At 63.4% G+C, this 24,895-nt stretch carries 28 protein-coding genes and 1 pseudogene; 8 read left to right on the top strand and 21 right to left on the bottom strand.

The genetic code is table 11. The features are described from left to right. Positions 1-24: 24 nt before the first annotated feature. Genes RAD15_RS14075 through RAD15_RS14055 form a run of 5 tightly spaced genes read right to left on the bottom strand, consistent with a single transcriptional unit; the run spans position 25 to position 4,950 of the window. A complete protein-coding gene (locus tag RAD15_RS14075; protein WP_458178330.1) occupies positions 25-1,161 on the bottom strand; it encodes an NAD(P)/FAD-dependent oxidoreductase in 1,137 nt (378 codons plus the stop codon). 8 nt (positions 1,162-1,169) lie between these two features. Continuing rightward, positions 1,170-1,976: an ABC transporter permease gene (locus tag RAD15_RS14070; protein WP_458178328.1), complete on the bottom strand. Its 807-nt coding sequence runs from the start codon at positions 1,974-1,976 to the stop codon at positions 1,170-1,172. Then, entirely contained in the window at positions 1,973-2,848 is an 876-nt protein-coding gene (locus RAD15_RS14065; RefSeq protein ID WP_458178326.1) for an ABC transporter permease, read from the bottom strand. The genes RAD15_RS14070 and RAD15_RS14065 overlap by 4 nt, the downstream gene beginning before the upstream one ends. Beyond that, positions 2,845-3,885 (bottom strand): ABC transporter ATP-binding protein, encoded by a 1,041-nt coding sequence (locus RAD15_RS14060; RefSeq protein WP_458178324.1) that lies wholly within the window; start codon positions 3,883-3,885, stop codon positions 2,845-2,847. Before RAD15_RS14060 ends, RAD15_RS14065 begins: the two co-directional genes overlap by 4 nt. 27 nt (positions 3,886-3,912) lie before the next feature. Continuing rightward, positions 3,913-4,950, bottom strand: a complete 1,038-nt coding sequence (locus RAD15_RS14055; RefSeq protein WP_458178322.1) for an ABC transporter substrate-binding protein — start codon at positions 4,948-4,950, stop codon at positions 3,913-3,915. Between the two features lie 274 nt (positions 4,951-5,224). Between RAD15_RS14055 and RAD15_RS14050 the strand changes: the two genes are divergently transcribed. Further along, the gene (locus RAD15_RS14050; protein ID WP_458178320.1) at positions 5,225-6,124 is read left to right on the top strand and encodes a LysR substrate-binding domain-containing protein; all 900 of its coding nucleotides are present in this window, start codon (positions 5,225-5,227) and stop codon (positions 6,122-6,124) included. Here RAD15_RS14050 and RAD15_RS14045 read toward each other — a convergent pair. Genes RAD15_RS14045 through RAD15_RS14005 form a run of 9 tightly spaced genes read right to left on the bottom strand, consistent with a single transcriptional unit; the run spans position 6,121 to position 14,898 of the window. Further along, positions 6,121-7,494, bottom strand: coding sequence for an amidohydrolase family protein (locus RAD15_RS14045; protein ID WP_458178318.1), 1,374 nt, complete (start codon positions 7,492-7,494; stop codon positions 6,121-6,123). The genes RAD15_RS14050 and RAD15_RS14045 overlap by 4 nt on opposite strands. Next, on the bottom strand, positions 7,491-9,074 hold the full coding sequence (locus tag RAD15_RS14040; RefSeq protein ID WP_458178316.1) for an ABC transporter substrate-binding protein: 1,584 nt from the start codon (positions 9,072-9,074) through the stop codon (positions 7,491-7,493). Before RAD15_RS14040 ends, RAD15_RS14045 begins: the two co-directional genes overlap by 4 nt. 22 nt (positions 9,075-9,096) lie before the next feature. After that, positions 9,097-9,747: an aspartate/glutamate racemase family protein gene (locus tag RAD15_RS14035; protein ID WP_458178314.1), complete on the bottom strand. Its 651-nt coding sequence runs from the start codon at positions 9,745-9,747 to the stop codon at positions 9,097-9,099. Between the two features lie 8 nt (positions 9,748-9,755). After that, positions 9,756-10,640 (bottom strand): polysaccharide deacetylase family protein, encoded by an 885-nt coding sequence (locus tag RAD15_RS14030; protein ID WP_458178312.1) that lies wholly within the window; start codon positions 10,638-10,640, stop codon positions 9,756-9,758. After that, on the bottom strand, positions 10,627-11,442 hold the full coding sequence (locus RAD15_RS14025; RefSeq protein WP_458178310.1) for an ABC transporter substrate-binding protein: 816 nt from the start codon (positions 11,440-11,442) through the stop codon (positions 10,627-10,629). The genes RAD15_RS14030 and RAD15_RS14025 overlap by 14 nt, the downstream gene beginning before the upstream one ends. 16 nt (positions 11,443-11,458) lie before the next feature. Further along, entirely contained in the window at positions 11,459-12,223 is a 765-nt protein-coding gene (locus RAD15_RS14020; protein WP_458178308.1) for an amino acid ABC transporter ATP-binding protein, read from the bottom strand. Further along, the gene (locus tag RAD15_RS14015; RefSeq protein WP_458178306.1) at positions 12,220-13,077 is read right to left on the bottom strand and encodes an amino acid ABC transporter permease; all 858 of its coding nucleotides are present in this window, start codon (positions 13,075-13,077) and stop codon (positions 12,220-12,222) included. Before RAD15_RS14015 ends, RAD15_RS14020 begins: the two co-directional genes overlap by 4 nt. After that, on the bottom strand, positions 13,074-13,901 hold the full coding sequence (locus tag RAD15_RS14010) for an ABC transporter substrate-binding protein (RefSeq protein ID WP_458178304.1): 828 nt from the start codon (positions 13,899-13,901) through the stop codon (positions 13,074-13,076). Before RAD15_RS14010 ends, RAD15_RS14015 begins: the two co-directional genes overlap by 4 nt. A 40-nt stretch (positions 13,902-13,941) precedes the next feature. Then, on the bottom strand, positions 13,942-14,898 hold the full coding sequence (locus tag RAD15_RS14005) for an N-carbamoyl-D-amino-acid hydrolase (RefSeq protein ID WP_458178302.1): 957 nt from the start codon (positions 14,896-14,898) through the stop codon (positions 13,942-13,944). Positions 14,899-15,049: 151 nt separating this feature from the next. Here RAD15_RS14005 and RAD15_RS14000 point away from each other — a divergent pair, with 151 nt between their 5' ends. Then, complete coding sequence (locus RAD15_RS14000; protein WP_458178300.1) at positions 15,050-15,976, top strand: LysR substrate-binding domain-containing protein; 927 nt, start codon at positions 15,050-15,052, stop codon at positions 15,974-15,976. 28 nt (positions 15,977-16,004) lie between these two features. After that, entirely contained in the window at positions 16,005-16,721 is a 717-nt protein-coding gene (locus RAD15_RS13995; RefSeq protein ID WP_458178298.1) for a type 1 glutamine amidotransferase, read from the top strand. A 142-nt stretch (positions 16,722-16,863) separates the two neighbouring features. Here the strand turns inward: RAD15_RS13995 and RAD15_RS13990 are convergent, their stop codons facing one another. From RAD15_RS13990 to RAD15_RS13975, 4 genes are all read right to left on the bottom strand, one after another. Beyond that, positions 16,864-17,100: a hypothetical protein gene (locus RAD15_RS13990; RefSeq protein WP_458178296.1), complete on the bottom strand. Its 237-nt coding sequence runs from the start codon at positions 17,098-17,100 to the stop codon at positions 16,864-16,866. A 403-nt stretch (positions 17,101-17,503) separates the two neighbouring features. Then, positions 17,504-17,971 carry a nuclear transport factor 2 family protein gene (locus RAD15_RS13985; RefSeq protein ID WP_458178294.1) on the bottom strand — a complete coding sequence of 156 codons (468 nt, stop codon included), beginning with the start codon at positions 17,969-17,971 and terminating at the stop codon, positions 17,504-17,506. Positions 17,972-18,049: 78 nt separating this feature from the next. Then, positions 18,050-18,454, bottom strand: coding sequence for a YbgC/FadM family acyl-CoA thioesterase (locus tag RAD15_RS13980; RefSeq protein ID WP_458178579.1), 405 nt, complete (start codon positions 18,452-18,454; stop codon positions 18,050-18,052). A 364-nt stretch (positions 18,455-18,818) separates the two neighbouring features. Next, complete coding sequence (locus RAD15_RS13975) at positions 18,819-19,085, bottom strand: hypothetical protein (protein ID WP_458178292.1); 267 nt, start codon at positions 19,083-19,085, stop codon at positions 18,819-18,821. A gap of 105 nt (positions 19,086-19,190) precedes the next feature. On the opposite strand from RAD15_RS13975, the gene RAD15_RS13970 reads away from it, so the two are divergent. The 3 genes from RAD15_RS13970 (at position 19,191) to RAD15_RS13960 (ending at position 20,850) form a co-directional block, all read left to right on the top strand. Next, entirely contained in the window at positions 19,191-19,412 is a 222-nt protein-coding gene (locus RAD15_RS13970; RefSeq protein WP_270162872.1) for a hypothetical protein, read from the top strand. A 19-nt stretch (positions 19,413-19,431) separates the two neighbouring features. Next, positions 19,432-19,857: a hypothetical protein gene (locus tag RAD15_RS13965; RefSeq protein ID WP_458178290.1), complete on the top strand. Its 426-nt coding sequence runs from the start codon at positions 19,432-19,434 to the stop codon at positions 19,855-19,857. Between the two features lie 744 nt (positions 19,858-20,601). Beyond that, positions 20,602-20,850 (top strand): hypothetical protein, encoded by a 249-nt coding sequence (locus RAD15_RS13960; RefSeq protein WP_458178288.1) that lies wholly within the window; start codon positions 20,602-20,604, stop codon positions 20,848-20,850. 18 nt (positions 20,851-20,868) lie between these two features. Here the strand turns inward: RAD15_RS13960 and RAD15_RS13955 are convergent, their stop codons facing one another. Both RAD15_RS13955 and RAD15_RS13950 read right to left on the bottom strand, forming a co-directional pair. After that, positions 20,869-21,093: a hypothetical protein gene (locus tag RAD15_RS13955; RefSeq protein WP_270162874.1), complete on the bottom strand. Its 225-nt coding sequence runs from the start codon at positions 21,091-21,093 to the stop codon at positions 20,869-20,871. A gap of 1,324 nt (positions 21,094-22,417) precedes the next feature. Beyond that, positions 22,418-22,779 (bottom strand): annotated as a pseudogene (locus RAD15_RS13950) (hypothetical protein). A 115-nt stretch (positions 22,780-22,894) separates the two neighbouring features. Between RAD15_RS13950 and RAD15_RS13945 the strand changes: the two are divergent. Further along, positions 22,895-23,068, top strand: a complete 174-nt coding sequence (locus RAD15_RS13945) for a hypothetical protein (protein WP_458178286.1) — start codon at positions 22,895-22,897, stop codon at positions 23,066-23,068. Between the two features lie 56 nt (positions 23,069-23,124). Here the strand turns inward: RAD15_RS13945 and RAD15_RS13940 are convergent, their stop codons facing one another. Continuing rightward, on the bottom strand, positions 23,125-23,400 hold the full coding sequence (locus RAD15_RS13940; RefSeq protein ID WP_458178284.1) for a PilZ domain-containing protein: 276 nt from the start codon (positions 23,398-23,400) through the stop codon (positions 23,125-23,127). Positions 23,401-24,401: 1,001 nt separating this feature from the next. Between RAD15_RS13940 and ybgC the strand changes: the two genes are divergently transcribed. Then, positions 24,402-24,845 (top strand): tol-pal system-associated acyl-CoA thioesterase, encoded by a 444-nt coding sequence (ybgC, locus tag RAD15_RS13935; protein ID WP_270162892.1) that lies wholly within the window; start codon positions 24,402-24,404, stop codon positions 24,843-24,845. Positions 24,846-24,895 lie beyond the last annotated feature (50 nt).

Here is a 24,895-nt window from a genome sequence, read left to right as displayed (position 1 = left end):
ATGCCTCTTGGCTCCTTGATATTTCTAATAGCCGCTGTTGTTCGCCGCGCCCGCGTCGCCAAAACGGCTGGCGGAGAACGCGCCGACCAGCTCGGGCTCGAGCGCGCCTTGCGCAACCATGCGCGCGATCTCGAAAGCGTGGTTGGAAGCCAGGGTCACGCCGGAATGGCAGCAGGCGACGAAGGCGCCGGGATGCGTCTCCGATTGGTCATAGATCGGAAAGCCGTCCTGCGGCATGACGCGGATGCCGGCCCAGCTCCTGACCACGTTGAGCCGCGACAGATGCGGGAACATGCGCTGGGCGCGATCGGCCATCACGCCGCTGATCGAAGGCTTCAGTGTGCGATCGTCCAGCTCGTCCTCCTTGCTGTCGCCGATCATCACCGTACCCTCGTCGGTCTGGCGGATCGTGGTCAGCGGATGCGGCAGGAACGGCATGGTGCGTTCGGTCACCACGATCTGGCCGCGGGTCGGGCCCATCGGCGCGTAGAGACCGACCATCGGCGCCAGCGTCTGGTTGGCATTGCCGGCGGTGAGCACGATTTTGGCGGCGCGCAGCTCGCCCTTCGGCGTGGCCAGGCGAAACTCGCCGCCACTCTTGCTGATCGCCGAGACCGGGCGCTCCGGAAGATAGTCGATGCCGAACGCCCTGAAGCCGGTGTGGAAGGCGCGGAACGTGCGCAGCGAATTGACGTGGCCGTCGAGCGGACAAAAGCTGCCGCCGGAGACTTCCGGCCCGATCAGCGGCAGCGACTTCTTCACCTCGGACGCAGACAGCATCTCCATCCTGTAATCGGCAGCACCAGTCTGATTGTGCATGCGCTTGACGAGTTCGGTGCGCTGGCCGAATTCGTCATCGCCGAGCGTGAGATGGAAGCCGCCGTTCTGCTGGAGGCTGACGTCGAGGCCAGTCTGCTGCTTCAGCTCGGAGGCAAGCCGGCCCCACGCCTGCGACGCCTGCACGGTCCAGATCGTATAGGCGGGCATGCCGAGCCCCTTGCTCTGCACCCAGACCAGCGCAAAGTTCGCGCGCGAGGCGCGCTTGGTAATGTCGCCTTCGTCGAGCACGGCCACGCGCTTGCCGAGCCGGCCGAGGCCCCAGGCAATGGCAGAGCCGAGCAATCCGCCGCCGACGACGGCGACATCGTATTCCCCTGACATGGGTTCTCCTATCGTCCCGTATCGCCCTTGCCGGCGAGTACGCGGTCGAGCCCGTAGAAGCGGTCGAGCAGAATGAGGGCGGTCATGGTAACAGCGATCACGCAGGCCGAGACTGACGTCACCAGCGGATCGATGTTGTCCTGGATATAAAGGAACATGCGCACCGGCAACGTCTCGGTGCCAGGCGCCGCAAGGAAGACGGTCATGGTGAGATCGTCGAAGGACTGGATGAAGGCGAGCGCCCAGCCGCTGATGACACCGGGCAGGATCAGCGGCAGCGTCACGCGGCGGAACAGCGTCCAGCCGCCGGCGCCGAGCGAGACTGCTGCCATCTCGACCGTGCGATCCATCCCGGTCGCCGCCGCCAAGGTCAGCCGCAGCGCGAACGGAAACACGATGATGACATGCGCGATGATCAGCGCTGCAAAGCTGCCGCCGAGGCCGGCCGAGGTGAAGAAGCGCAGGAAGGCGATGCCGAGCACGACATGCGGGATCATCAGCGGCGACAGGAACAGCGCCGCGAGCGCATCGCGGCCGCGGAAGCGATAGCGCGCGATCGCGAGCGCGACCGGCACCGCGAACAGGAGCGCCACGAAGGAGGACAGCGCGCCGAGCCCAAGGCTGACCCAGAAGGCGTGGATGAATTCGGGGTAGTTCGCGATCGTCCTGAACCAGCGCAGCGAGAAGCCGTTGGTCGGCAGCGACAGGAAGCCTTCGGGCGTGAAGGCGACGAGGCAGACCACCAGGATCGGCGCCACCATCACGATGACGAAGACGGCGTGGAAGATCAGCGCGAGCGGGCCGTTCCGTCTCATCGGAACACCTCCGCATAGCGGCGCTCGATCAGCGCGTTGCTGCCGACGACGATCAGCACCAGCGCGACCAGCAAGAGCGTCGCGACTGCGGCACCGAGCGGCCAATTCAGCGTGTTGAGAAACTCGTCATAGGCGAGCGTCGCCGCGACCTTGAGCCGGCGGCCGCCGATGATCGCGGGCGTCGCAAAGGCGCTGGCCGAGAGCGAGAACACGATGATCGCGCCGGACAGCACGCCCGGCATGATCTGCGGCATGATGATGCGGCGGATGATGGTCACGGGTCCGGCGCCGAGCGACATCGCGGCATTCTCGATCTGCGGATCGAGGCGCTGCAGCGCCGCCCACACCGACAGCACCATGAACGGCATCATCACATGCGCGAGCGCGATCACCATGCCGGTTTCGGTGAACATGAAGGGGATAGGAGAGCGGATCGCGCCGATCGACATCAGGAGCTTGTTGACGAGGCCGTTGTTGCCGCCGAACAGCAGCGCCCAGCCGAGCGTGCGCGCCACGACGGAGATCAGCAGCGGTCCGAGAATGACCAGCAGGAAGAAGCTCTTCCAGCGGCCACTCATGCGGTTGAGGATGTAGGCTTCGGGCGCTCCTAAAAGTGCGGTGAGCAGCGTGGTCAGGATCGCGATGCGAAACGTCCGCCAGAACATCTCGGCATAATAGGGATCGGTCGCGATCTCGTGCCAGTTCTTGAGGATGAAGACCGGCTCGATGCCCTTGTACTGGCCCCAGTCGTGGAACGACAGCATCACCGTCATCGCGAGCGGGATCAGCAGCACGCCGACGAACAGCATCAAGGCCGGCGCCGTCAGCGCCCACGGCGCACGTGCGCTACGCTCCTCGGCGGCCGCGCTCATGCGACAGCCCTCGCACGCACGCTCATGTCCTCGGATCGCCAGGTCAGGCGAACCGCCTCGCCTTCGGCCGGCTGCGCCTTGCCGTCATTCTGGCGGATCACGATCGCCGGGCCGCATTCGCTGTCGCACTGAAACAGCCAGTGATTGCCCTGGAAGATGCGGGTGACGATCTTTGCGCTGAGGCCGGCATCGCCAAAGCCGATCCGTTCAGGGCGAATGCTGACGGTGACGGGGCCGCTGAGCCCCGCCGGCGCCGGCGCACTCCAGGAGCCCGCCACGAGTTGCGTGGGCGTAACGGTCCGGTCGATCGTCCCGGCAAAATCATTGGTCTTGCCGAGGAATTGCGAGACGAAGGCCGAGGCTGGCTTCTCGTAGGTCTCTTGCGGCGTGCCGATCTGCTCGATCTTGCCCTGGCTCATCACCACGATGCGGTCCGACAGCGACATCGCCTCGTTCTGGTCGTGGGTGACCAGGATCGTGGTGGTGCCGATGGTGCGCTGGATCTGACGCAGCTCGATCTGCATCTCCTCGCGCAGCTTTGCGTCGAGGTTCGACAGCGGCTCGTCGAGCAGCAGCACGCTCGGCTTGATCACCAGCGCACGCGCCAGCGCCACGCGCTGCTGCTGGCCTCCAGACATGCGGCGGGGATGACGGTCCTCGAAACCGGCCAGACCGACCATCGCGAGCGCGGCACGAACGCGTTCGGCCCGCTCGGTACGCGGCACGCTACGCATCTCGAGGCCAAAGGCGACGTTCTCCGCCGCGGTCATGTGCGGAAACAGCGCGTAGCTCTGGAACACGATGCCGAGGCCACGTTTCGCCGGATGGATCGCGGTCAGGTCCTTGCCCTCGAGGCGGATCGCGCCGCGCGAGGGATCGAGGAAGCCCGCGATCATCTGGAGGGTCGTGGTCTTGCCGCAGCCGGAGGGACCGAGGAAGGAGATGAACTCCCCCTTCCCCACCGACAGACTGAAGTCATCGACCACAGTCTGCGCACCGAACTGCTTGGCGACCCGATCAAGCTCGAGATAGGCCATGCGCTGTCTCCGTTACCAACGATCAGATCAGCGTTCGACCTCGCGATTCCAGCGCTTGGTCCACTCCTCGCGCTTCTCGTTGATGACGGTCCAGTCCGGATTATAGAGCTTTGCCGCGCGCTCGCCGATCGGCGCCATCTTGCCGAGCTCCGGCGGGATCACCAGCGATTTCAGCACCGGGCCGTAGCCGTAGTCCTTCAGCATCACGAGCTGGATTTTTGGATCAAGCAGCATCTTGACGAAGCTGGACGCCAGCGGCGAGGCGTTCGGCTTGGTGATCGGACACGCCGTGGTCAGCAGCGTCGCGGCGCCTTCCTTCGGATAGACGAAGTCGACGGGGAAGCCGGTGTTGGCAAAGCTCTGCACGCGGCCCGTGCCCCACACCGCGATCACGGCCTGGCCGGACTGGAACAGCTCGGTCATCTTGCCCGGCGACGGCTCATAGGCCAGCACGTTCGGATTGATCTGCTCCTTGAAGATCTTGAAGCCGGAGTCGACATTGGACTCGCCGCCGCCATTCATCTTCGACAGCATCACCAGCGCTTCGAGACCGTAGGTGTTGTTGATCGGCGGGATCACGAGCTGCTTGGCGTATTTCGTGTCCTTGAGATCGTTCCACGAGGTCGGCGCCGCCCAGCCTTTCTCGGCAAACACCTTGGTGTTGTACATCAGCCCGGTGGCGACGATGCCGATCGCGACGGCGCGATCGTCCTTGAAGCGCGCGGTGTCGTAGAGACCGGCGGCCGGCAGGCCTTCGAGCTTGCCGCAGAAGCCGAGCTGGATCGCCTGGTACATCGGGCCATCGTCGACGATGGCGACGTCGATCTGCTGGTTACCCTTCTGCGCCTGCAGCTTCGCCAGCGTGTCGGTGGAATTGCCGGCGACGTATTCGACCTTGACCCCGTTCTCCTTCTCGAAGGTCGGGATCACCTCGTCGCGGATCGTCTTCTCGAACGAGCCGCCGTAGCCGGCGACATAGAGCGTCTTTTGCTGGGCCGAAGCGGCCGACGTGGCGGCGAAGAGCGCTGCGATGCTGACCGCTGTCAGAAGGCGAAAAGTCTTCATGTGGTCCGATCTCCATACCGGAATGAGGTGACGTGCCGACGAGTCTCGCTGGCTGAAGCCCCTTCCGCATTTCCTTCCGCGTCAATCCCGCCTCCAGGCAGGGCTCCGGCCCCTGCTCAGCGGATTTTGGCGCGATTCGGAGGTTTGAACCCCTCCAATCTGCCGAAAAAGCGGGCTGTCTCCAGTCCTGATCAAAAAGATCGCAACCTATACTTCCATCGTCCAATGAATAATGGCACCATCTATATGCCTAAATGTTATGGATGAATTTGCAATGGCGCGGATCAATTCGCGGCAAGTCGAGGCCTTCCGCGCGATGATGCTGACCGGCAGCGTCACGGAGGCCGCGAAGCTGATGGTGGTCACGCAGCCGGCGGTAAGCCGGCTGCTGCGCGATCTCCAGGCGCTGCTGAAGATGACGCTGTTCGAGCGGCGCGGCACAGGCCTCGTGCCGACCGCCGCGGCAATGGCGCTCTATACCGAGGTCGAACGCTCCTTCATCGGCCTCGAACGCATCACGGCGGCGGCCGAGGAAATCCGCAGCCGCCGCACCGGCTCGCTGCGTATCGCGGCGCTGCCGGCGCTTGCGAACGGCTATTTGCCGCGCCTGGCCGGGCACTTCCTGAAGGAGCGGCCGAACCTCAACCTCGCTTTCTTCGGCGTGATCTCGCCGATCGTGGTCGACTGGGTACTGAACAACCAGTGCGACATCGGATTTGCCGAGGTGCCGATCGCCCATTCCGGCTTGCCGAGCCAGAAGCTGCCGGCGCCCGCGCGTGTCGCGGTGCTGCCGACCGGTCATCGCCTCACGGAAAAAGAAGTGTTGGAGCCGCGCGATTTCGAAGGCGAGACGTTCATCTCGCTGTCGGCGGGATCATCGAGCCGTCACCTCGTCGATCAGGTCTTTCACCGGCACGATGTCCGCCGCGTGCTCAGGGTGGAGACCACGCTGTCGGAGATCATGTGCGGCATGGTGTCATCAGGACTTGGCGTCGCAATCTGCGACCCTTTCACCGCGAGGGAATTCTCCACCCGCGGCGTGGTCGCGCGCCGCTTCCTGCCGCGCATCGACTTCGAATTCTCCGCCGTGTTCCCAGCGCAGCGCAGCCCTTCGCCGGTGGCGCTGGATCTGGTCGAGACCATGCGCAAGGCGCTTGCCGAGTTTGACAGCTAGCCGTTGAACGCGGCCTGCGCCTCCGGCAGGTCCCAGATCTTGCCGATCGCGGCCGAACCCGCCGCCGTGATCGCCGCTTCGTCGGCGCCGAGATAGCGGCCGGCGTCGACCAGCATGCGGCCGTCGACCATGACCTGATCGATATTAGCGCGGTTGGCGAGCGCGATCAGCGCGCGGCGGGGATCGAACAGTGGCTGGAGATGCGGATGGGTGAGATCGACCACTGTGAGATCGGCGGTCGCACCGGGCTCGATGCGGCCGAGATCGGGCCGCTTGATGACGTCGGCGGCCACGGCCGTGTTCGCCTCGATCAGCTCGGGCGAGTTGGCGACGTCGGGACGCGCCGAGGTGATCTTGGAAATGAGCGAGGCCGCATTGAGCTCGCCGAGCAGGTCCATGTTGTAGCCGTCGGTGCCGACCACGGTGCGGACGCCGTGCTCCGCGAAGCGGCTGAAAGCCGCGGTGACGCCGGCACGCGCGAACACGCGCGGGCAGTTCAGCACGGTCATGCCGCGCGCAGCCATCAGCTTGAGATCGTCGTCGCTGCTGAACATGCAGTGCGCCGCCATCAGATCGGGCGCCAGCAGGCCGAGCCAGTCCAGATATTGCGCCGGCGTGCGGCCGCCATAGCGCTTGCCGATGGTCTCGACCTCGGCGCGGCTCTGCGCCATGTGCGTCGTGATGGGAACGCCGAGTTCGCGCGCCCGCGTGGCGCAGGCCTTCAGAAGATCGGGACCGCAGGTGTCGGTGGCATGCGGGCTCATGGCGAGGCTGATGCGGCCATCGCCGCGATTATTCCAGCGCTGATAGAGCGCATCCCATGTCGCCATGTCGGCGGTGCCGTCGTCGCCGGAATAGCGCACCACGCCATCGGCACCAGCCTTGGCGTCCGACGTCGAGAACAGATAGGGCGCGCCGTAGAAGCGGATGCCCATCTCTTCCGCCGCATCGAACATTTCCGGAATCGAATTGCGGAACGGCTCCATGACCGTCGTGGCGCCGCCCTTGAGGAGCTGGAGGATACCGAGCCGCGCCACCGCGAGACGTTCTTCCGCCGACAAGATATCGGCGCCGCGCTTGGTGAGCGGCAACAGCACCGTATAGACAATGCTCTGGTTGTTCTTGCGGCCGTTGCCGTCCTCGGTGTGGCTGCGCGCTACCGCTTCGGAGAAGCAGTGATTGTGCAGGTTCAACAGGCCCGGCAGCACGAAGCGGCCGGGGCGGTCATAGACCTCGTCCGCACGCGGCTTGTCGCGCGTGACCGCGGCGATCCTCTTGCCTTCGACCAGGACCCAGTGGTCGCGCAGCACATCCTGCGCGCCGTCTTTCCGTGACAGCACATAGCTGCCGAAGATTGCGATGGTGCTCATGCGGGGCGTACGTTCCAGAACACGGCGGTGCCGTCGAGAATGCCGGTGATGGCCTTGCGATAGGCGGTCGGCTGCTTGTACAGGCCGATCGGAATATAGGGGATTTCCTCGAACGCGACTGCCTGGATCTCGCGGCAGATGCGCTGCTGCTCGGCGAGCGCGGAGGCCGCCAGCCACTGGCTGCGCAAGCCCGCCATCTTCTCGCTCGCATACCAGCCGGCAACCTTGCCTTCGCCGCGGATGTTGGTGTTGCCGGCGGGATTGAGCCAGTCGATGCCCTGCCAGTTACCGACCGCGGCGCTCCAGCCGCCCTGCCCGATCGGGTCTTTCTTCAACTGGCGCTGCAGCACGACGGCGAAATCGAGCCCGGCATATTCGACGTTCATGCCGGCCTTGCGTAGCGAGTCGACGGCGATCTCGCCGAGCGGTTTTTGCGCCAGCGAGTTGGTGGGGACGAGCAGCACGATCTTCTCGCCATTGTAGCCCGCGGCCTTGAGGTCGGCCTTGACCTTGGCGTAGTCGCGCGGTCCACGGAACACGTCGAGCCCGACCTCACTTGCCATCGGGGTATCAGGCGCGAAGTAGCCGATCGGGGAGACCTGGAACGCCGGATCAGTGCCCGCGACCGCCGTCATGAACGCGGACTGGTCGATCGCACCCAGCAGCGCGCGGCGAACGGCGGGATTGTCGAACGGCGGCTGCAAATGATTGAGGCGCAGCATGCAGGCATAGCCACGGGGATCGAGGACGCGCGTCTCGATGTCACCGGCGGCCTTGAGGATCGGCAGCAAATCGTGCGGCGTGGTCTCCTGCCAGTCCTGCTCGCCGGTCTGGAGCGCGGCGACGCCGGTGCCGGCATCGGGCGTGGTCGTCCAGACGACGCGATCGTAATGCACGATCTTCGGCCCAGCGGTCCAATCCGGCTTGCCGTCGGTGCGCGGCTGATAGCGATCGAACTTGGCGTAGGCGTTGCGCGCGCCCTGCACGCGTTCGTCGGCGAGATAGCGGAACGGGCCGCTGCCGATCACTTCGGTCAGCGGCTTGAACGGATCCTGGCTCGCCAGCCGCTCCGGCATCATGAAGCAGGCATTGATCGCGGCCTTGCCGAGCGCCTGCGGCAGCAGCGGGAACGGACGCTTGAGACGGAAGCGGATGGTGCGGTCGTCGGCCGCCGACAGCTCGGCGGTTGCCTCCATCAGCTCGCCGCCAAAGCCGTCGCGCGCGGCCCAGCGGCGAATGCTGGCCACGCAGTCGCGCGCGAGCACACGCTCGCCGTCGTGCCAGAACAGGCCGTCGCGCAGGCTGAGGTCCCACTGGAGCTGGTCACCGGAGATCGCATGGCCCGACAGCATCTGCGGCGAGACCTGGAGCGACGAGCTCATGCCGTAGAGTGTGTCGTAGACCATGAAGCCATGGTTCCGCGACACCTGCGCGGTCGAGTAGATGGGATCGACGAAGGCGAGGTCGATGACGGGAATGAAGCGCAGTGTGGATTGAGATTCAGCACGTACGATGCCCGGCAGCGACAGCGCCGGCACTGCGGCGGCGGCCTTGAGGAGCGAGCGGCGCGAGATGGGCATTACGAGAAGCTCCTGAATGGATTTACGTGTTCAACAAGACCGCGCCGATCGCGGCAGCGACCGCCTGCTGCGCCGGCTCAATGACAGGGACTCCAGTCGCATCCGCGATCGCCGCGCGGTGCGAGGCCATGCCGGCGCAGCCCATCACCACGACATCCGCACGAGATTGCGTCACCAGCACGCGGCCGGCTTCGATCAACCGTCCGCGAATGTCAGCGCCCGCCGTCTCGGCTGCGCTCGCACCGACAGACCAGCTTCCCGCATAGCGGCTGTCGACGCCCATCACCCGAACCATGCGCTGCTGGCGGCGAATGCTCGACGGCGACAGCGCGATGATGCCGAAACGCTCACCCAGCATCAGCGCACGAAAGATGCCGCATTCGGCGATGCCCATCACCGGGCGCCCGCCCGCTGCCTCGCGCACCGCATGCAGGCCGGGATCGCTGAAGCAGGCGAGCACGAAGGCATCGGCCTTGTCGCGCGACACACGATTCACCAGCGGCATGACCACGCTATCGGCATCGCGTTGCGTGCTGATGCCCGGCGGCCCCTCGGCAAGGCCGACAACCTCGATGTCAGGCCCGCCGGCGATCCGCAGCGGCGCGACCGCGTCGTCGATCGCGGCCGTCACAGAGGCGGAGGAGTTCGGGTTGATGACGAGGATGCGGGTCATGGCGGTGCCTAGCGGTTGGCCGCCTCGTGGCGCAGGAAGTTGTCCGCGATCTTCTCGCCGGTCGTGATCCAGACATCCGGGCACGACTTCGCATAGGTCAGGAACTCGCGCAGCAGCCGCAGCCGCATCGGACGGCCGCTGCATTGCGGATGCAGCACCGTCGTCACCATCGCGCCCCAGTCGCGGACCTCATCCAGTTCGTCCTTCCAGATCGACAGCACGTGCTCCTTGGGGAAGATCGAGCGCGGGCTGAAGCGCGCCGAGAGGCCGTGCATCCAGTCGTCATAGCTCGCGGTCACCGGCAGCTCGATCGTGCCGGGCTTGCCGTCGGCGAGGCGATGGCGATAGGGCCTGACGTCATCGCGGAACGAGGAGGTATAGACGATGCCGTGACGCACCAGCGCGACACGCAGCTCCTCGGTGAATTCGCCGTAGGGCGCGCGATAGCCGATCGGCCTGACGCCGAGCCGGCGCTTCAGCGCCTCGAAGCCGCGCTCCAGCTCCTCCTCGATCCAGGGATCGCCGGGATCAGGCAGCAGATGGTGATAACCGTGATGGCCGATCTCGTGGCCGGCCTTCAGAATCGATTCGGCCATCGCCGGATGCGCGTCGACCGACCATCCCGTGACGAAGAAGGTCGCCTTGAGATCGAGCTGGTCGAGCAATTCCAGAAGTTTCGGCGTACCGACGCGCGCCTCAAAGCCGCCATAGCTCATGGTGATGAGCCGCTGCGCATGCACCGCATCCTTGCTGGTCCACGCGCTCTCCGCGTCGACGTCGAAGGACAGGAACATCGCGGACGTATAGGATTTCGGCCAGGGATATTCCGGCGCGGGATCTGCGGTGTTGGCCGGGACGAGCGGGATGCTCTGAAGTGCCTTACTGTCCAGCATTGATGGTCGCCTTTTCCAGTCCGTTGTCGTTCAGTTTCCATTTGGCAAGCAGGGTGCGATAGGTGCCGTCCGCGATCAACGCATCGACCGCTTCCAGAATGGCCTGCTGAAGTGCCTTTTCCTTGACCGGCAGCGCGATGCCCGTGAACTGCGTCGCGAAGGGATCGCCGACCGGCGCATAGGTGCCCGGCTCGAGGTCCATCAGATAGGGCAGCGTCTCGTTACCCTGCACGGCGGCGTCGATACGGCCCTGCCTGAGCTGGTTACGCGCATCGGCCGAGCCGTCGGTGCCGGCGAACTGGATCGGATTGCTGCCGCAGTTCTTCTGGCTCCACTTGTCGATCTCCGCCGGAAACATGGTCCGGCGGCTGGCGCCGACCTTCTTGCCGCAGAGCGCGGCCATGTCCTTGAACTCGGACGCACGGGACTGCTGCACGAAGAATTTGGGACCGCTGCGCAGATAATCGACGAAGGACGCGATCTCGTGCCGGCTCGCATAGTCGGTGAAGCCGGACAGGATGGCATCCACCCGCCCCGTCGAAATCGACGGCATGAACTCGGCAAAGCTGGTTTCCTGCCATTCGATCTTGACGCCGAGCTTGCGGCCGATGGCTTCGCCGAGATCGATGTCGAAACCAGACAACGCGTTGGTGGCGGGATCCCGGAATTCCATCGGCGGATAATTCGGCACCAGCGCGACCTTGATGCTGCCGCGCTTGGCGATCTCCGCCGGCAATTCGATCGCCATCACCGATGCACTCATGGCACCCAGGAACGCCGCGGCAACCAGAAGTCTCTTCATCAACATGCCCCCTAATTCAGATCACTGCCGAAAGAAATGCCTTGGTGCGCTCCTCGCGCGGCGCGCCCAACACCTCCGAGGCGCGCCCCTGCTCGACGATCGCGCCCTGATCCATGTAGACGACGCGGTCGGCGACCTCGCGGGCGAAGCCGAGCTCATGCGTCACCACCATCATGGTCATGCCGCTCTTCGCGAGTTCCTTCATGACGGCGAGCACCTCGCCGACAAGCTCCGGATCGAGCGCGCTGGTCGGTTCGTCGAACAGCATCAGCATCGGCTTCATCGCGAGCGCGCGAGCGATGGCGACGCGCTGCTGCTGGCCGCCGGAGAGTTGCGCGGGATACCAGTCCGCCTTGGCGGACAGTCCGACGCGCCGGAGCAATTCGAGCGCCTCGGCGCGCACCTCATCGGCTTTACGCCCCTGAACCTGGGTCGGGCCCTCGGTGATGTTTTCCAGCGCAGTCTTGTGCGGAAACAGGTTGAAGCGCTGAAACACCATGCCGGTCTTCAGCCGCTGCCGCCCGATCTCGCGCTCGCTGAGCCGATGCAGCCGTCCGCCCTGCTCGCGCACGCCAAGCAGTTCGCCGTCGAGCCAGATGCCGCCGGCATCGATCATGGCCAGTTGGTTGATGCAGCGGAGCAGCGTGGTCTTGCCCGAGCCGGAGGCGCCGATCAGGCACATCACCTCGCCGGGCCAGACGTCGAGCGAGACGCCTCTGAGAGCCTGGAACTCGCCAAAGCTCTTGCTGACGGAGCGAATCGCGACGAGGGGTTTTGTCATCGTGCCAGCCGCAATGTGCCGCGTGCAAAACGGCGTTCGAGCAGCATCTGGAGCGGCGTCAGGATCGAGACCACGAGCAGGTACCAGAGCCCGGCGACGATCAGGAGCTCGATCACGCGGGAATTGGCGTAGTAGATGTTTTCGGCGTTGTGCAGCAATTCCGGATACTGGATGACGCTCGCAAGCGAGGTCGCCTTCACCATGCCGATGAACTCGTTGCCGAGCGGCGGAATCACCACGCGCATCGCCTGCGGCAGCACGATCCGCCGCAGCGCGCGCAGCCGCCCCATGCCGATCGCCTGCGCCGCCTCATACTGCCCGATGTCGACCGACAGCATGCCGGCACGCATGACTTCCGACGTGTAGGCACCCTGGTTGATGCCGAGCCCGAGCAGCGCCGCGAGGAACGGCGTCATGATTTCGACGGCGCGCGCGCTCCACAGGCCGGGAATGCCGATGGTCGGGAACACCAGCGCGAGGTTGAACCACAGCAGCAGCTGCAGGATCAGCGGCGTGCCCCGGAACAGCCAAGTGTAGCCGGCGGCCACCGTCTTCAGAACCGGATTGGGCGACAGCCGCATGATCGCGACGACAACACCGAGGACAATGCCGAGCGCCATCGCCAGCACCGCCATCACCATGGTGTTGACGATGCCTTCGAGGATGACCTTTGCGGTCAGGAAGCGGCTGACATAGGACCATTCGATCTGGCCGTTCGCAAACGCGCGCGCAATGGCCGCGAGCACCAGAATGATCAGCGCCGCGCTGAGCCAGCGGAACCAGTGCGGCTCGCGCGCGATCCGCATCCCCGACAGATCAGGGAAACCTTCCGCGAGTGCCGGTGCCGGCTTCATTGCGGCGCCGCGTTCAGCATGGGCTGGGCAACCGCGTTGGCGCCGAGGCCCCATTTGTCGAGAACGGCCTTGTAAGAACCGTCGGCGATCATGGCGGTGAGCTTCTCCGTCACCACCTCGCGCAAGGCTGCGTCGTCCTTGCGGAACATGATGCCCTGATAGCCCGTGGACAATTGCTCGCCGATGACACGGTACTTGCCGGCTTCCTGCGCCTGCGCATAGGGCAAGGTCTCACTGCCCTGGACCGCGGCGTCGATGCGGCCCTGCTTGAGCTGATTGCGGACGTCGATCGAATTCTCGCCGGGCACATACTGAATGGCGGGCTTACCGGCCGCCTCACAGTGCTGCTTGCTCCATTTCTCGATCTCGAGCGGAAATGCGGTGCTGCGCGTGGTGCCGACCTTCTTGCCGCAGAGATCGGTGGCGACCTTCGCCGCGCTCTCGGTCAGCACGAAGAATTGCGGACCAGTGGTCAGATAATCGACGAAATCCGCCGTCTCACGCCGCGAGCTGCGATCCTGGATGCCGCTGATGATAAAGTCGGCGCGTTTGGTCTGAAGCGAAGGGATAAGTTCCGCAAACGGCGTCTCGCTCCAGACGATCTTCAGGCCGCCGAGCCGCTTCGCAAGCTCATTGGCGAGATCGATGTCGAGCCCGACCAGCTCATTGGTCGCGGGATCGCGATATTCCATCGGCGCATAGGTGGAGTTGACCGTGAGCTTCAGCGTGCCCGCCTGCTTGATCTCCGCCGGAAGCTCGGCCGCGTGGGCCGACGTCGCGGCTGCCAGCGTTGCTAGCGCGATGAAATGCGAGAGGCGTGTCATGTCAGCTCCTTTGGCTGGCGCCGCGACCGGCCGTTTGAAATCAGTCCGCGTCGAGAACGGCCGGCTCGATGACGCCGGCGCGTTCGGTGATCACCCTGTATTGCTCCGGCCGCCGGTGGGCAGCGAAGTTGAACATCTTGTCCTTGCCCTGGCGGCAGAGATCGAGATCGACGTCGGCGACGATCACCTCGTCGGCAAGCGTTTGCGCCTGCGCGACGATGCGGCCGTTGGGATCGACGATGCAGGAGCCGCCGATCAGCCCGGAGCCGTCCTCCTCACCCGCCTTCGCCACGGAGATCGCCCAGGTCGCGTTCATGTAGGCGTTGGCCTGCGTCACCAGCGTCGAATGGAAGGTGCGCAGGGCGCCGTCTTCGGTGGTGCCACCATTGGGATCGTAGGCCGCCGAATTGTAGCCGATGCAGACGAGCTCGACGCCTTGCAGACCGAGCACGCGCCAGGATTCCGGCCAGCGGCGGTCGTTGCAGATCATCATGCCCATGATGGCATGGGCCCAGGCCGATCCGGCGCGGAAGGCGGGAAAGCCGAGATCGCCATATTCGAAATAGCGCTTCTCGAGCTGCTGGTAGCGTGCGCCCTCCCGCGGCTCGACCGATCCAGGCAGATGCACCTTGCGATAGCGCCCGAGGATCTCGCCGTCGCGATCGACCAGGATCGCGCAATTATAGCGGCGGCCGTCCGGCGTCTGCTCGGCATAGCCGACATAGAAGCCGACCCGCAGCGCCCGCGCGCGGTCGAACAACTTCGCCACCGCCGGGTTCGGCATGCCACGCTCGAAATAATGGTCGAGCGCCTCGCCTTCGAGCAGCCAGCGCGGAAAGAAGGTGGTGAAGGCGAGCTCCGGAAACACCACGAGGCTGGCGCCGCGGTCTGCGGCCTCCTCCAGCAATGCCAGCATCCGCGCCAGTGTATGCTCGCGCGTATCGGCTTTTTGCGTCGGCCCCATCTGTGCGGCGGCGGCGCGAAGGACACGAACCAAGATTGCCTCCAATCTGTGCGCAGTGCTGCCTCAATGGGCGAATGAACCCTTTGATGCGACGTGCAAATCCGTTGCCATTACGCGGAAGCGGGGCTGCAAAATCAATTCGTTCTGCTATGATCTTTTGGCCCAGAGTATAATTGGCAGTGATATGAACCTGCGTCAGCTCGAGATCCTGCGTGCCGTCATCCGCCATCGCACCACGGTGGCGGCGGCGGACGAGCTGGCGCTGTCCCAGCCCGCCGTCAGCAATGCGCTGAAGACGATGGAGGCGCAGGCAGGCTTTGCCCTGTTCGAGCGCGTGAACAACCGGCTGTTTCCGACCGCCGAAGCGATGGCGCTGTACAAGGAGAGCGAGGCGATCTTCGCACTGCACGCCAAGCTCGAGAACCGCGTGCGCGATCTGCGCGAGAACCGCTCCGGGCATCTCGCCATCGTGGCGACGCCGCCGCTCGCCTACAGCATCATCCCCTCCGCATTGTCGGGCTTCCTGCGCCGCCGCCCGGAGACGCGCGTGTTCTTCGACGTGCGGCGTTACGAGGGCATCATCGAAGGTGTGCTCAGCCGCGTCGCCGAGCTCGGCTTCGCGCTCGGCCTGACGCATCATCCCGGCATCGCACATGAGGTCGTGCACACCGGCGAGATGGTTTGCGTGCTGCCGCCGCAGCACCCGCTCGCAGGCAAGCCGGTGATCTCGGCCGCGGATCTCTCCGGTCTGCCCTTCATCGGGCTCGAGCGCGGCACGCGGCTCGGCGAAGCCGTGCGCGACAGCTTTGCCCGCGCCGGCGCACCGTTCCAGCCGACCGTCGAGGTGCGCTACTGCAACACGGCCTGTGTGCTCGCCGCCGCCGGCGTCGGCGCCGCCGTGGTCGACCCCTTCTCGCCGCGCCAGAACGGTGGCCACGGCCTCGTCGTGCGGCCGTTCACCCCGACGACGCATGCGGTCGCCTACATGCTATGGTCGGAAGCCGAGCCGCTATCGCGCCTGGCCAAGGCGTTTCTCAACGAGGTCCGCAAGGAGAGCACGCTGCTGGAGGGCACAGCGCCACACCAGCAACATGGGGCAGAAAGCGACTGAGCTTCGCAACCTTTCACCTGGGGGGCACATGGCACGCATCACCATCATCGAGACCGGACAGGTCCCGCAAAAATATCGCCAGCGCCACGGCTCGTTCCCGGACATGTTCGAGCGCATGGTCCGCGCCGAGGATCCAACGGCCACGGTGGAGGTCGTCAGCATCCCGAACGGCGATACGCTTCCCGATCCACGCGGGCTCGAGGCCGTGCTTATCACCGGCGCGGCAGCCGGCGTCTATGACGGCCTCGACTGGATCGCGCCGCTGGAAGATTTCGTGCGCACGGCTTACGCCAACAAGACGCCGATGGTCGGCGTCTGCTTCGGTCATCAGCTGATCGCACAGGCGCTCGGCGGCACTGTGCGCAAGTCGGAAAAGGGCTGGGGCATCGGCCGGCACGTCTATCAGGTGTTGCCGGAGAACGGCGTCGTCGACGGCGAAGCCGTCGCCATCGCCGCCTCACACCAGGATCAGGTGATCGAACCGCCTGATGATGCGCTCACGATCCTCTCCTCGGAATTCACCCCGCATGCCGGCCTGCTCTACGCCAACGGCGCCACGCTGACCGTGCAGCCGCATCCGGAGTTCGACCTGGAGTTTGCGGAAGTGTGCTGCGCTCTGCGCGACGGCAAGGCGCCGGACGATGTCGTGGCGACGGCGAAAGATTCGCTCGCTCAGCCGCTGGACAACGCGAAGCTGGGTGGAGCGATCACGCGGTTTCTGGCGCGCCGCCAAGCGTCTTCTTGATCCGCGCCGCACCGCCGCACGGCGCTCTTCCCTTCTTCCCACGCTGTCGCGCACAGGTGGGCCGACTGTCATTGATACCGCGCACTGCGCCGATCGCTCAGGGAGCGGCGGCTCCTGCTATTGGGCAACCGGGAGAGGCTCGTCAGTAGCTCCGCTTCGTGCTCATGCCGGTGGTTTGACCGGGAGCAGAAGTGGACGCGCCGGGATGGCTCTTCTTAGAAGCCATGGCGTGGTGCATCTTATGTCCCGCGTGCCCTTTCTTAGACGCCTTGGTTTGCATCTCCTGACCTGGCGTACTGCTTGAGACACCTTGCGCATACACGGCCGGCGCGGCCCCCATGAGGGCGATGGCAGAAACGGCAACAATGATTGTCCTCATTTTCTTCCTCCTCAGATAGACACTCTGAGGAACGAATAGGAAACTGCGCCGTTCCAACGGTTGCGCACTATTCTCCTCATCGCCTCCCCTTCTCCCTTGTGGGAAAGGGGCGATCGAGATCGCTGCGTGATCGCAAGATTTCTGACGCGGCGGTGATGACGTTGTTGCTCGCGAGGCATCTCCGCGCGTTACTCACCCTTCTCCCCTTGCGGGAGCCTCCGGCCGCCGTTCTTAAGACCGCCGAAGCGAAGCTTCGGCTACGGCGCCGGATGAGGGGTTGTCTTCACGAATTCAAATGAGACTGGACGCGCGGAGAGATACCCCTCACCCGTCTCGCCGCTCCGCGGCGAGCCACCCTCTCCCACAGGGGGAGAGGGTGAAGAAGCGTCGTGCCTAAGAGATTCTAGAACGGATCGCTTCCCAGCCCCGGCACATCCGCCGGCCGCGGCCCCGGCGCGGCCCAGTGAAACCGCCGATCCTTCTCCGCAATCATGATGTCGTTGATCGACGCCTCGCGCCGCCGCATCAAGCCGTGCTCGTCGAACTCCCACTGCTCGTTGCCGTAGGAGCGATACCATTGGCCGCCGGCATCGTGCCATTCGTACTGGAAGCGCACCGCGATGCGGTTGCCGTCGAAGGCCCAGAGATCCTTGATCAGGCGGTAGTCCTGCTCCTTCTCCCATTTGCGGGTGAGGAAGGCGACGATGGCCTCGCGGCCCTGAAACACCTCGGAGCGGTTACGCCAGCGGCTGTCCTCGGTATAGGCGAGCGAGACGCGCACCGGATCGCGCGAATTCCAGGCGTCCTCGGCCATGCGCGCCTTTTGCGCGGCGGTCTCTCGGGTGAAGGGGGGAAGCGGCGGGCGCGACATGATGGCCTCATCGGTTGGCGGGAGCGGCAATCTACGCCGGCATGCCGCGGAGTCGAGTGGCGACCCCCAATCGGGCGATCACGAAATCAGATCGGCCTTCATCAGCGTGCGGATCGATTTCGGGATCGGCTGCGCACGGCCGCCGCTGATGAAGGCGACGCGCACCTCGGCCTTCACCAGCACCTCCTCGCCGCGCCGCACCTCCTGCGCCAGCATGATGGAGGCGCCCTTCACCGCGATCGGCCACGTCACGACGTCGAGCACGTCGTCCATTCGCGCGGGCCTCATGAAATCCAGATGCATCGAGCGCACGACGAAGGCAAAGCCGGCGCCTTCCGTCTCCACCTGGTCGAACAGCGCCTGCTGCTCGGCGCCCATCAGCCTGAGATGATTGGTCCGGCCACGCTCCATGTAGCGCAGATAATTGGCGTGATAGACGATGCCTGAAAACACTGATTTGCCGATGTCGCAACAGAAGCCCAGCGGATTACTTTCATTGGGTCGCTGGACGGCTAAAGCGTGAACGAGGTGTAGATTTATCTATGCCCTTCCGTAGCACGCCATGGCTAAAAGATCGTCGGCGCGACTGACAGTTGCCCTCCGAAGGCAAAGGCCAGACGTTCGATTTGTGGCGGGTGCGCCAACGACATCGATGAGCGTTCTCGATTGTCTGCTGATAATCAAAACGACCTCATCAGAGACCCACCAGGAATCGGACAACGTAGATGCGAGGCAGGGCGGCTTAGATCGCCTCCCATAGAGCAGCATCCACCTGATACTTCGCATAATGTATTGCTCTGACGAAAAAACGGCCAGGCGTTCTGACTACCCTGGCCGTTTTCTTCCGTTACAGGACGGAGAGTAGCGTCGCGTTGGATCGATCTTTCCGGCTTCCCGGTCTTGGCGGCGGTGTCGGCGGTGAATGAAGCAACCGCCAACTTGGCGGATGCTCCCGCCCGGCCCGGCCTTGCTTAGCGGCGGACGCCCGATCTCCAACCGCCTTCGCGGGGCCGTGCACCGCCTCATAAGCGGCCTTGCGCTTCGCGATCAGCTTCGCGCGCTGGGCCGGCGTCAGATCGCGGCGGATCAGGTTTTCGTCGATTTCGAGCGTCACCAGACCGACGGCTGATCGCTGGGAAGGCACACCGAATTTTAGGAACACTATCCGGCGGCGCGAGGTTTCTTCCTCATCAGAGGCTAGGAAGCGGAGTTCTCTTCCATGGTTACCCAGATCGTGATGGACCACACAGGCGACAGCAGACATTTTTTTGAGCAAGACGACCCCAAGCAGCTGGCCGAGGCTGAGCAGCGCTTCAAGAAGCTATCCGGCCAAGGATTTACCGCTGCTACTCGGACAGCGGCCGGCGATCTCAAGGTGATACGGTCATTTGATCCAACAGTGGAGGAAACGCTGTTCTATCCGCGCTTGGTCGGCGGCTAGAACGGTCGCAGCACGGAAGGTGTTTTTATTCAGACGCAGCGGCGTCGCCAGTGGTGCGCGTTTGCGTGCCCTCCGCGCGCTTTATCGGAGCTTCAACGAGCAAAATGGCCCGGAAGCGCGTGCGCGTCATCTTTTGCGAGAATGGTTGTTTCCAGATCAGCGCGCTCAATTTGATGCCGAAGGTCATTTCGAAGTCACTGGTTCTCACACTGGCCGACGGTATCGAATTCACCAAGGCACTATGAGCAATGTTTTGGAGCTCGATGAAGAAGGGCAGCCTAAGGTCGGGTGGTGTTTCGTTCCAAAACGTCCCTTGGCGGCTGGTGACGTTATGCTTGCCCAGAAGATCACGCTCGAAACTGAGGAAATGTCGGTGCTCGCGATTGCCAACAGGATATCGCCGAAACAGCCTCGGTTGCATCACGTGGTGCGCCGGGCCTACTAGGCTTGCTGATGGGCTTCTGGGCACGGCGGCTCCTACGCTCGAAGAAGCTGGTTACATGATACATCGGCGCGCTCGCCAACTGTATCAAGCATCGAGCTGGTTGCACGAAGCAGCAACGCGATCTGATTGTTAAAGTTGTCTCGGGAGGTTGCGTCAACGCGCGTGGAAGTGCGGCTCAATCAGGTTTAGTCCGTGCACTGATCTCTTCGACCTTCATCAGCGTTCTTTCTAATTCCGATCGGAGATATTGCTCGTGCGCAAGGTCTGTTGGCTCCGTCAGAAATGCCACCTTCGCAAGAAGCGGTTCAAGAGCGACGCAATTACAAGATTGTCCGAGTGTTGCGAACGTAGGGCCGCGAGTTGGCGACGCATCTCAATGAGGTCGAGAGTTTCGAGGTCTGAATATAATGGCGTGACGGCTTCGCCACTGGGGACCCGGACTAAGGGCAATGTCCGATCATGAGAAGCTAGCGCTCCGCAGTTTCGCTGCAATCAACGTCTGGAATTAAGCTTGATGTCGCGGTGGCGGGTTAATTCTGGAACAAGCGCTAGCGGCCTCGGCATCACGGCCATCAAGTTCGGCGCCCTTGTCCATGCGGTCTAGATCGGCGCCGAGCGCCTTGGCGCGTGTCTAGCGATGGAGGTTTGATGGTGGCCTGATAAACGCTGCCTTGGCACGTCCGTTGCTCTGATCGAAGGCAAGGGCGGACTTTAGCGAAGGCCTGTTTCAGGATGAGGCAAACGATGCAGGAAGTGTCCCACGCCGGTATCACCGGAGAACTACGGCTTAGCGCGCTCATCGCCGACCTTTTGTGGCGCGTTGAGCTTATGAATTCCGATATCCTCGAAGAAGAGGCGAAGGCCGGTGTGTTCGACACGCGGCAGCCGACATACCCCTTGCTCGCAAAAACCCTGCGAGCGCGACGCGACAACCTCCTTTCGACGATCGCCGCTTTGGAGAGGCGCGCGAGTTCGACAAAAATTGCGGCGTAAAGCCCGGCGGCGATCCGCCTATTCCTGCTCAGGACCGCCGATGTCAAATATCCCGAGGCGATAATCTTCGCCGATTGATTGCTCCGTCGTGGGGATCGCGATCAGAGTGAATGTGGCCTCGGGGTAGCGTTCCCACACTTCGATGTCGTCTGACGTAACGGTCAGATAGCCGAAAAAGCACCTGTAGCGGCCCGGCTCGGTCACCCGGCCGATCTTATCCCACGTGATCTTGTTAACGCGCATCTCTGTCGATCAAAAGAGGAAGCCCGCTCACCAACGGGGAGCGGGCTCCTCATGCCCATGCGTATCGCGCTTCGAAGCGCTATGACGAGACTAGTCGCGATCGGTTTCAGACGTGTTACCGTTGGCTCCGCACGTTCCCCGGCATCGTACGGGCCGGCGACGCAAAATCTTGAGGCCAGCCCCGCCGGGAAATGTCGGAAATCATTTCTCAACCGTTCGAGATTATTATCGGAGCATGGATCGCGTCCTGCCGGCCATCCGGCAAAGCTACCCGGCTAGCCGCGTGGATGACGCGCGGTAATTGTTTGCCTGGGCCCAGCCGATTGCCGGCGCCGGCGCGGGTAACGCCTCCGCGCATCCCCGATAAGGCCCGGCGGCCGGCGCCGCATCGCCCTTGATAGGCCTTGTGATGACGAACAGCCGCATTTCTAGACCTTGGCTGCCCGAGGAGGAGGCTCGATTGCTCTCGCTCTTTGGCAGGGGCACCACAGCTGACGAAGTAGGCGAGCAGTTAGGTCGCACGCGCCAAGCGGTTTACGCTCGGTTGCAGCGCTTTCGAAAACAACGAGGTCGTACTAGCAGAACAAGCGGAAGAGCCTTCGCGCAAATGCCGGAATGATTGTGCGCGGTTGTGAACTGTGCGCGACAAGAGAATTTTTGGATGTCAGAATTGCTTGTTCAACTTCCCGACGATGCTCTCCTAGAGCAGATCGGTTTACCGATCAGACTGCTTAGGGCTTTGACGAATGAAGGCCTTAGAACGGTTGGCGACATACGCGATCTGTCCGATGTAAATCTGCGCTGTGTTCGTCGGATCGGAAGCGACAGCTTCAGAGTGCTGCGCGAAATGTTCGGTCCGTCGCGCCAACATCGCGGTCGCTTTGAATGTCACAAGGTCTTTCGGTTGCGGCGCGCTACCTTGCAGCCGGGAAGCGTGCGGAAGCGGCAATCGCGGCGAACCCGGAGAAGTCGGACCGAGCTATTGCGGCTGAGATCGGGGTCAGTAGCAACACCGTCCGGCGCACACGGAAGACAACTGCGCCACATGGCGCAGTTGAAAAGCGCACCGGCCGCGACGGCAAGCAACGGAAGGCGCCGGAGCGCGGTTGGCTCAGAAAGCGACGCGGCCCCGCCCGTCGCCCCGTCACCTAAGCCCATAGGGGTCCTCGGACTGAGATGCCAGAGCCCATGCATCGAGCGAACGCAAATACCGTCTTGATCGCATTGCTGGTCGCCGCGTGCCTCTATCTCATTCTCACGGAGCGGCCTGTCCCCAGCCGCCGCCGTTGATGCATTGATTGGTCAGCGGCGCGACCCTTGCGCGTTAGGCCGCCCCGCGAAGCGGTAACGTAAGTTGTAGGTCGAACCGCTTGGTCGCGTTTGCCTCGATGAAAGCGTGCAGTGCAGACGAAATCTCGGCATCGTGTCAGCTGCACGTTGAGCGACTGCATCGGCCACGTCCGACGTCGCGTCCCGAGACCATCCTTCGATCGCGTTGAACGCCACGATCCGAACGGGATAGGTGTACTGCCCGGAGAAAAGGTGATGTAGGACCGTTTCAAGGTCAGTATCTTGTTCGTCTGTCTCGCGCCATGTGCACCCGGCCCGCGCACCAAAATCTTCGAGCACAAGATAGACGTCACGGTCCAGCCGGTCGAGCGGCACAATCGACGGTGATTGACGCATATGCAACTCCACGGGAACCGGGACAAAAACTAAGATCGGGGCTGAGTTGTTCCACGCTGCGTAAAGAACGGAGCGCCTATCGATCGTTGCAAGTTACGGAAGGATAGGAGATGCCGTGTCCCAATCGGACGCCGATCGGTTCAAGAGCAAAGCCGAAGAATGCCGTCGTCTAGCAGCTCAAGCTGAGAGCGACGGAGACAAGGAAGGTTGGTTGCGTCTCGCCGCGGAGTGGGACAAGCTGGCAGAGAGCGCGGCCGGTCAGAGCGGTATCTTCGATCGTTACGAGTGAGGCGAGTTGGCCGTCCCTGCGCAGCGTATGCTCCCATCGACCCGGTTGATGATCTTTCATCCAGTAGCGCTGATGTGCTGAGTTTGGACAACTGAGGGGCCGAATACGACGCCCAAACGATTGTTGTCGCGCCAGACCACAAAACAATTGAAATTGAGCCCGTGAGTTAGCAGGCTGAGTATCAATTCATGCGGCACGCCTTCCGACGTTGGCAGTTCAATTAGAGCGCCCTCGCTGGACAAGTTGCGAACGGTGCAATCGACAGTGGTGCCGGCGAATGTCAGCCTGCCCGCCTTGAACACCCTCTGACGTCTTGCAATCCGTCGTTCCATGGCTCGCCTTGAATAGCATCTCCACATCAAGACCAGCTTAAGCTAGCCGTCTAGCAAATCCCGCCGGAAGTAACGGTTTCTTAACGGTCTGACGACGTTGACTATCGCCGGAGCCGACCGCGCGGCGGAGCCGAAAGTGCCGGTACTCGGCACGGCGCGAAGTGCTTGGTGCGTCCGTGGCGCCACGCTCGCGCACTCGATATGCACTGAGGCTCAGATGTTCGACCACTGCGTGAAAGTTCCGCCGCTCTTTCGGCTGGACCGCCCTCGTTGCTTATGGAAGCGCTGAACACGGCCGTATACCGCCTGCCGGGAGCGCCCTAGTATCACGGCCTCATCAGGTCCTTGTCGGCACGTTTGCGGACGCGCTCGACGGCATCCTTATGCAGGCCTAGGGCTGAGCCTCTAGCTTGATTTCGGAGCGGAATGGCCGGCGGCGTCACGGCCGCCGGCCACCACTGGCGCTGCCTTTGGGCTGGGGGTTGATCAGGCGGCGCTTGACGGCAAGCCTGCCGACTACCGATTGACAATTCGCTAACCAATTCAGGCGCGCTCTTGACCATTCGCGGGCAACAAGGCGGCGACCTATGATGCGGCTCGTTGTCGGTTGAGCGCGAACAAGCGCGCGAGCGCCTCTTCCTCGGGGATATCAGCCGCCCAGCCGTACGCGGCGGCGACTGCCGCATCCAGATCAGCATAGGCGTTCGCGACGTCGGGCTCGTTATACAGATTGGTGAGTGTCCGCTTTCTCAGCAGCTTCGCCGCCGCTTCGTCGACCGGAATTTTGCGGGCTAAAATAAGTCAGTACGAACCGTAACCAGCATTTAACCTATCTGACCGACTAGCGACGTCATCGATACCGCGCGCAGTGCATGCCGGCATTCATGTGGCGGCGCTGAGCTTCCGACTGCAGGAGCCAAGCTCGAGATTTTTGCCGCTTGCTCAGAAAAGCGCCTCTGTGCAAGACAATGATTCCTGAAGCGCAGCAGAGGAACCGCACCGTGACAGCCACTCTTGACGGCCAAATTCGCGGCGGACGCCATCACATGCAGGTCCGGGTCTATTTTGAAGATACAGATTCCGGCCAAATTGTTTATCACGCAAATTTTTTGCGGTTCATGGAGCGCGGCAGAACGAATTACTTGCGCCTGCTCGGAACCAATCAGCAAGCGCTGCTCGAAGAAGCTCGGAACGATGCGCCCGGCTTTGCCTTCGTCGTCCGTTCGATGACAATCGATTTTCTAAAGCCGGCGGTCTTGGACGACGTCCTTGACGTCGTCACGCTCCCACAAGAGGTGAGGGGCGCGTCAATTGACTTGCTACAGGAGTGCAGGCGCGGAAGCGATCTCCTAGTTATGGCGCGTGTGCGTGTGGCGTTTGTCGCAGGCGGAAGAGCGCAGCGCATTCCCAAGACGCTGCGGCTTGCTATGGAAGCGCATAGATAAAATCTGCTCCTCGTTCACGACTGATCGTCCATCGACCCATACGATGAGGG

Source organism: Bradyrhizobium sp. 14AA (assembly GCF_054185205.1).
This window is presented reverse-complemented; position numbering and strand designations above follow the sequence as displayed.

Coding starts and splice junctions, on each gene's coding strand:
- RAD15_RS13940 (WP_458178284.1), bottom strand. CDS start 23,400: ATGGAACGACGGATTGCAAGACGTCAGAGGGTGTTCAAGGCGGGCAGG.
- RAD15_RS13955 (WP_270162874.1), bottom strand. CDS start 21,093: ATGCGCGTTAACAAGATCACGTGGGATAAGATCGGCCGGGTGACCGAG.
- RAD15_RS14055 (WP_458178322.1), bottom strand. CDS start 4,950: ATGAAGACTTTTCGCCTTCTGACAGCGGTCAGCATCGCAGCGCTCTTC.
- RAD15_RS14040 (WP_458178316.1), bottom strand. CDS start 9,074: ATGCCCATCTCGCGCCGCTCGCTCCTCAAGGCCGCCGCCGCAGTGCCG.
- RAD15_RS14030 (WP_458178312.1), bottom strand. CDS start 10,640: ATGCTGGACAGTAAGGCACTTCAGAGCATCCCGCTCGTCCCGGCCAAC.
- RAD15_RS14020 (WP_458178308.1), bottom strand. CDS start 12,223: ATGACAAAACCCCTCGTCGCGATTCGCTCCGTCAGCAAGAGCTTTGGC.
- RAD15_RS14015 (WP_458178306.1), bottom strand. CDS start 13,077: ATGAAGCCGGCACCGGCACTCGCGGAAGGTTTCCCTGATCTGTCGGGG.
- RAD15_RS14050 (WP_458178320.1), top strand. CDS start 5,225: ATGGCGCGGATCAATTCGCGGCAAGTCGAGGCCTTCCGCGCGATGATG.
- RAD15_RS14060 (WP_458178324.1), bottom strand. CDS start 3,885: ATGGCCTATCTCGAGCTTGATCGGGTCGCCAAGCAGTTCGGTGCGCAG.
- RAD15_RS14000 (WP_458178300.1), top strand. CDS start 15,050: ATGAACCTGCGTCAGCTCGAGATCCTGCGTGCCGTCATCCGCCATCGC.
- RAD15_RS13990 (WP_458178296.1), bottom strand. CDS start 17,100: ATGAGGACAATCATTGTTGCCGTTTCTGCCATCGCCCTCATGGGGGCC.
- RAD15_RS14065 (WP_458178326.1), bottom strand. CDS start 2,848: ATGAGCGCGGCCGCCGAGGAGCGTAGCGCACGTGCGCCGTGGGCGCTG.
- RAD15_RS14035 (WP_458178314.1), bottom strand. CDS start 9,747: ATGACCCGCATCCTCGTCATCAACCCGAACTCCTCCGCCTCTGTGACG.
- RAD15_RS13960 (WP_458178288.1), top strand. CDS start 20,602: ATGCAGGAAGTGTCCCACGCCGGTATCACCGGAGAACTACGGCTTAGC.
- RAD15_RS14025 (WP_458178310.1), bottom strand. CDS start 11,442: ATGAAGAGACTTCTGGTTGCCGCGGCGTTCCTGGGTGCCATGAGTGCA.
- RAD15_RS13985 (WP_458178294.1), bottom strand. CDS start 17,971: ATGTCGCGCCCGCCGCTTCCCCCCTTCACCCGAGAGACCGCCGCGCAA.
- RAD15_RS14045 (WP_458178318.1), bottom strand. CDS start 7,494: ATGAGCACCATCGCAATCTTCGGCAGCTATGTGCTGTCACGGAAAGAC.
- RAD15_RS13970 (WP_270162872.1), top strand. CDS start 19,191: ATGGTTACCCAGATCGTGATGGACCACACAGGCGACAGCAGACATTTT.
- RAD15_RS14075 (WP_458178330.1), bottom strand. CDS start 1,161: ATGTCAGGGGAATACGATGTCGCCGTCGTCGGCGGCGGATTGCTCGGC.
- RAD15_RS13995 (WP_458178298.1), top strand. CDS start 16,005: ATGGCACGCATCACCATCATCGAGACCGGACAGGTCCCGCAAAAATAT.
- RAD15_RS14010 (WP_458178304.1), bottom strand. CDS start 13,901: ATGACACGCCTCTCGCATTTCATCGCGCTAGCAACGCTGGCAGCCGCG.
- RAD15_RS14070 (WP_458178328.1), bottom strand. CDS start 1,976: ATGAGACGGAACGGCCCGCTCGCGCTGATCTTCCACGCCGTCTTCGTC.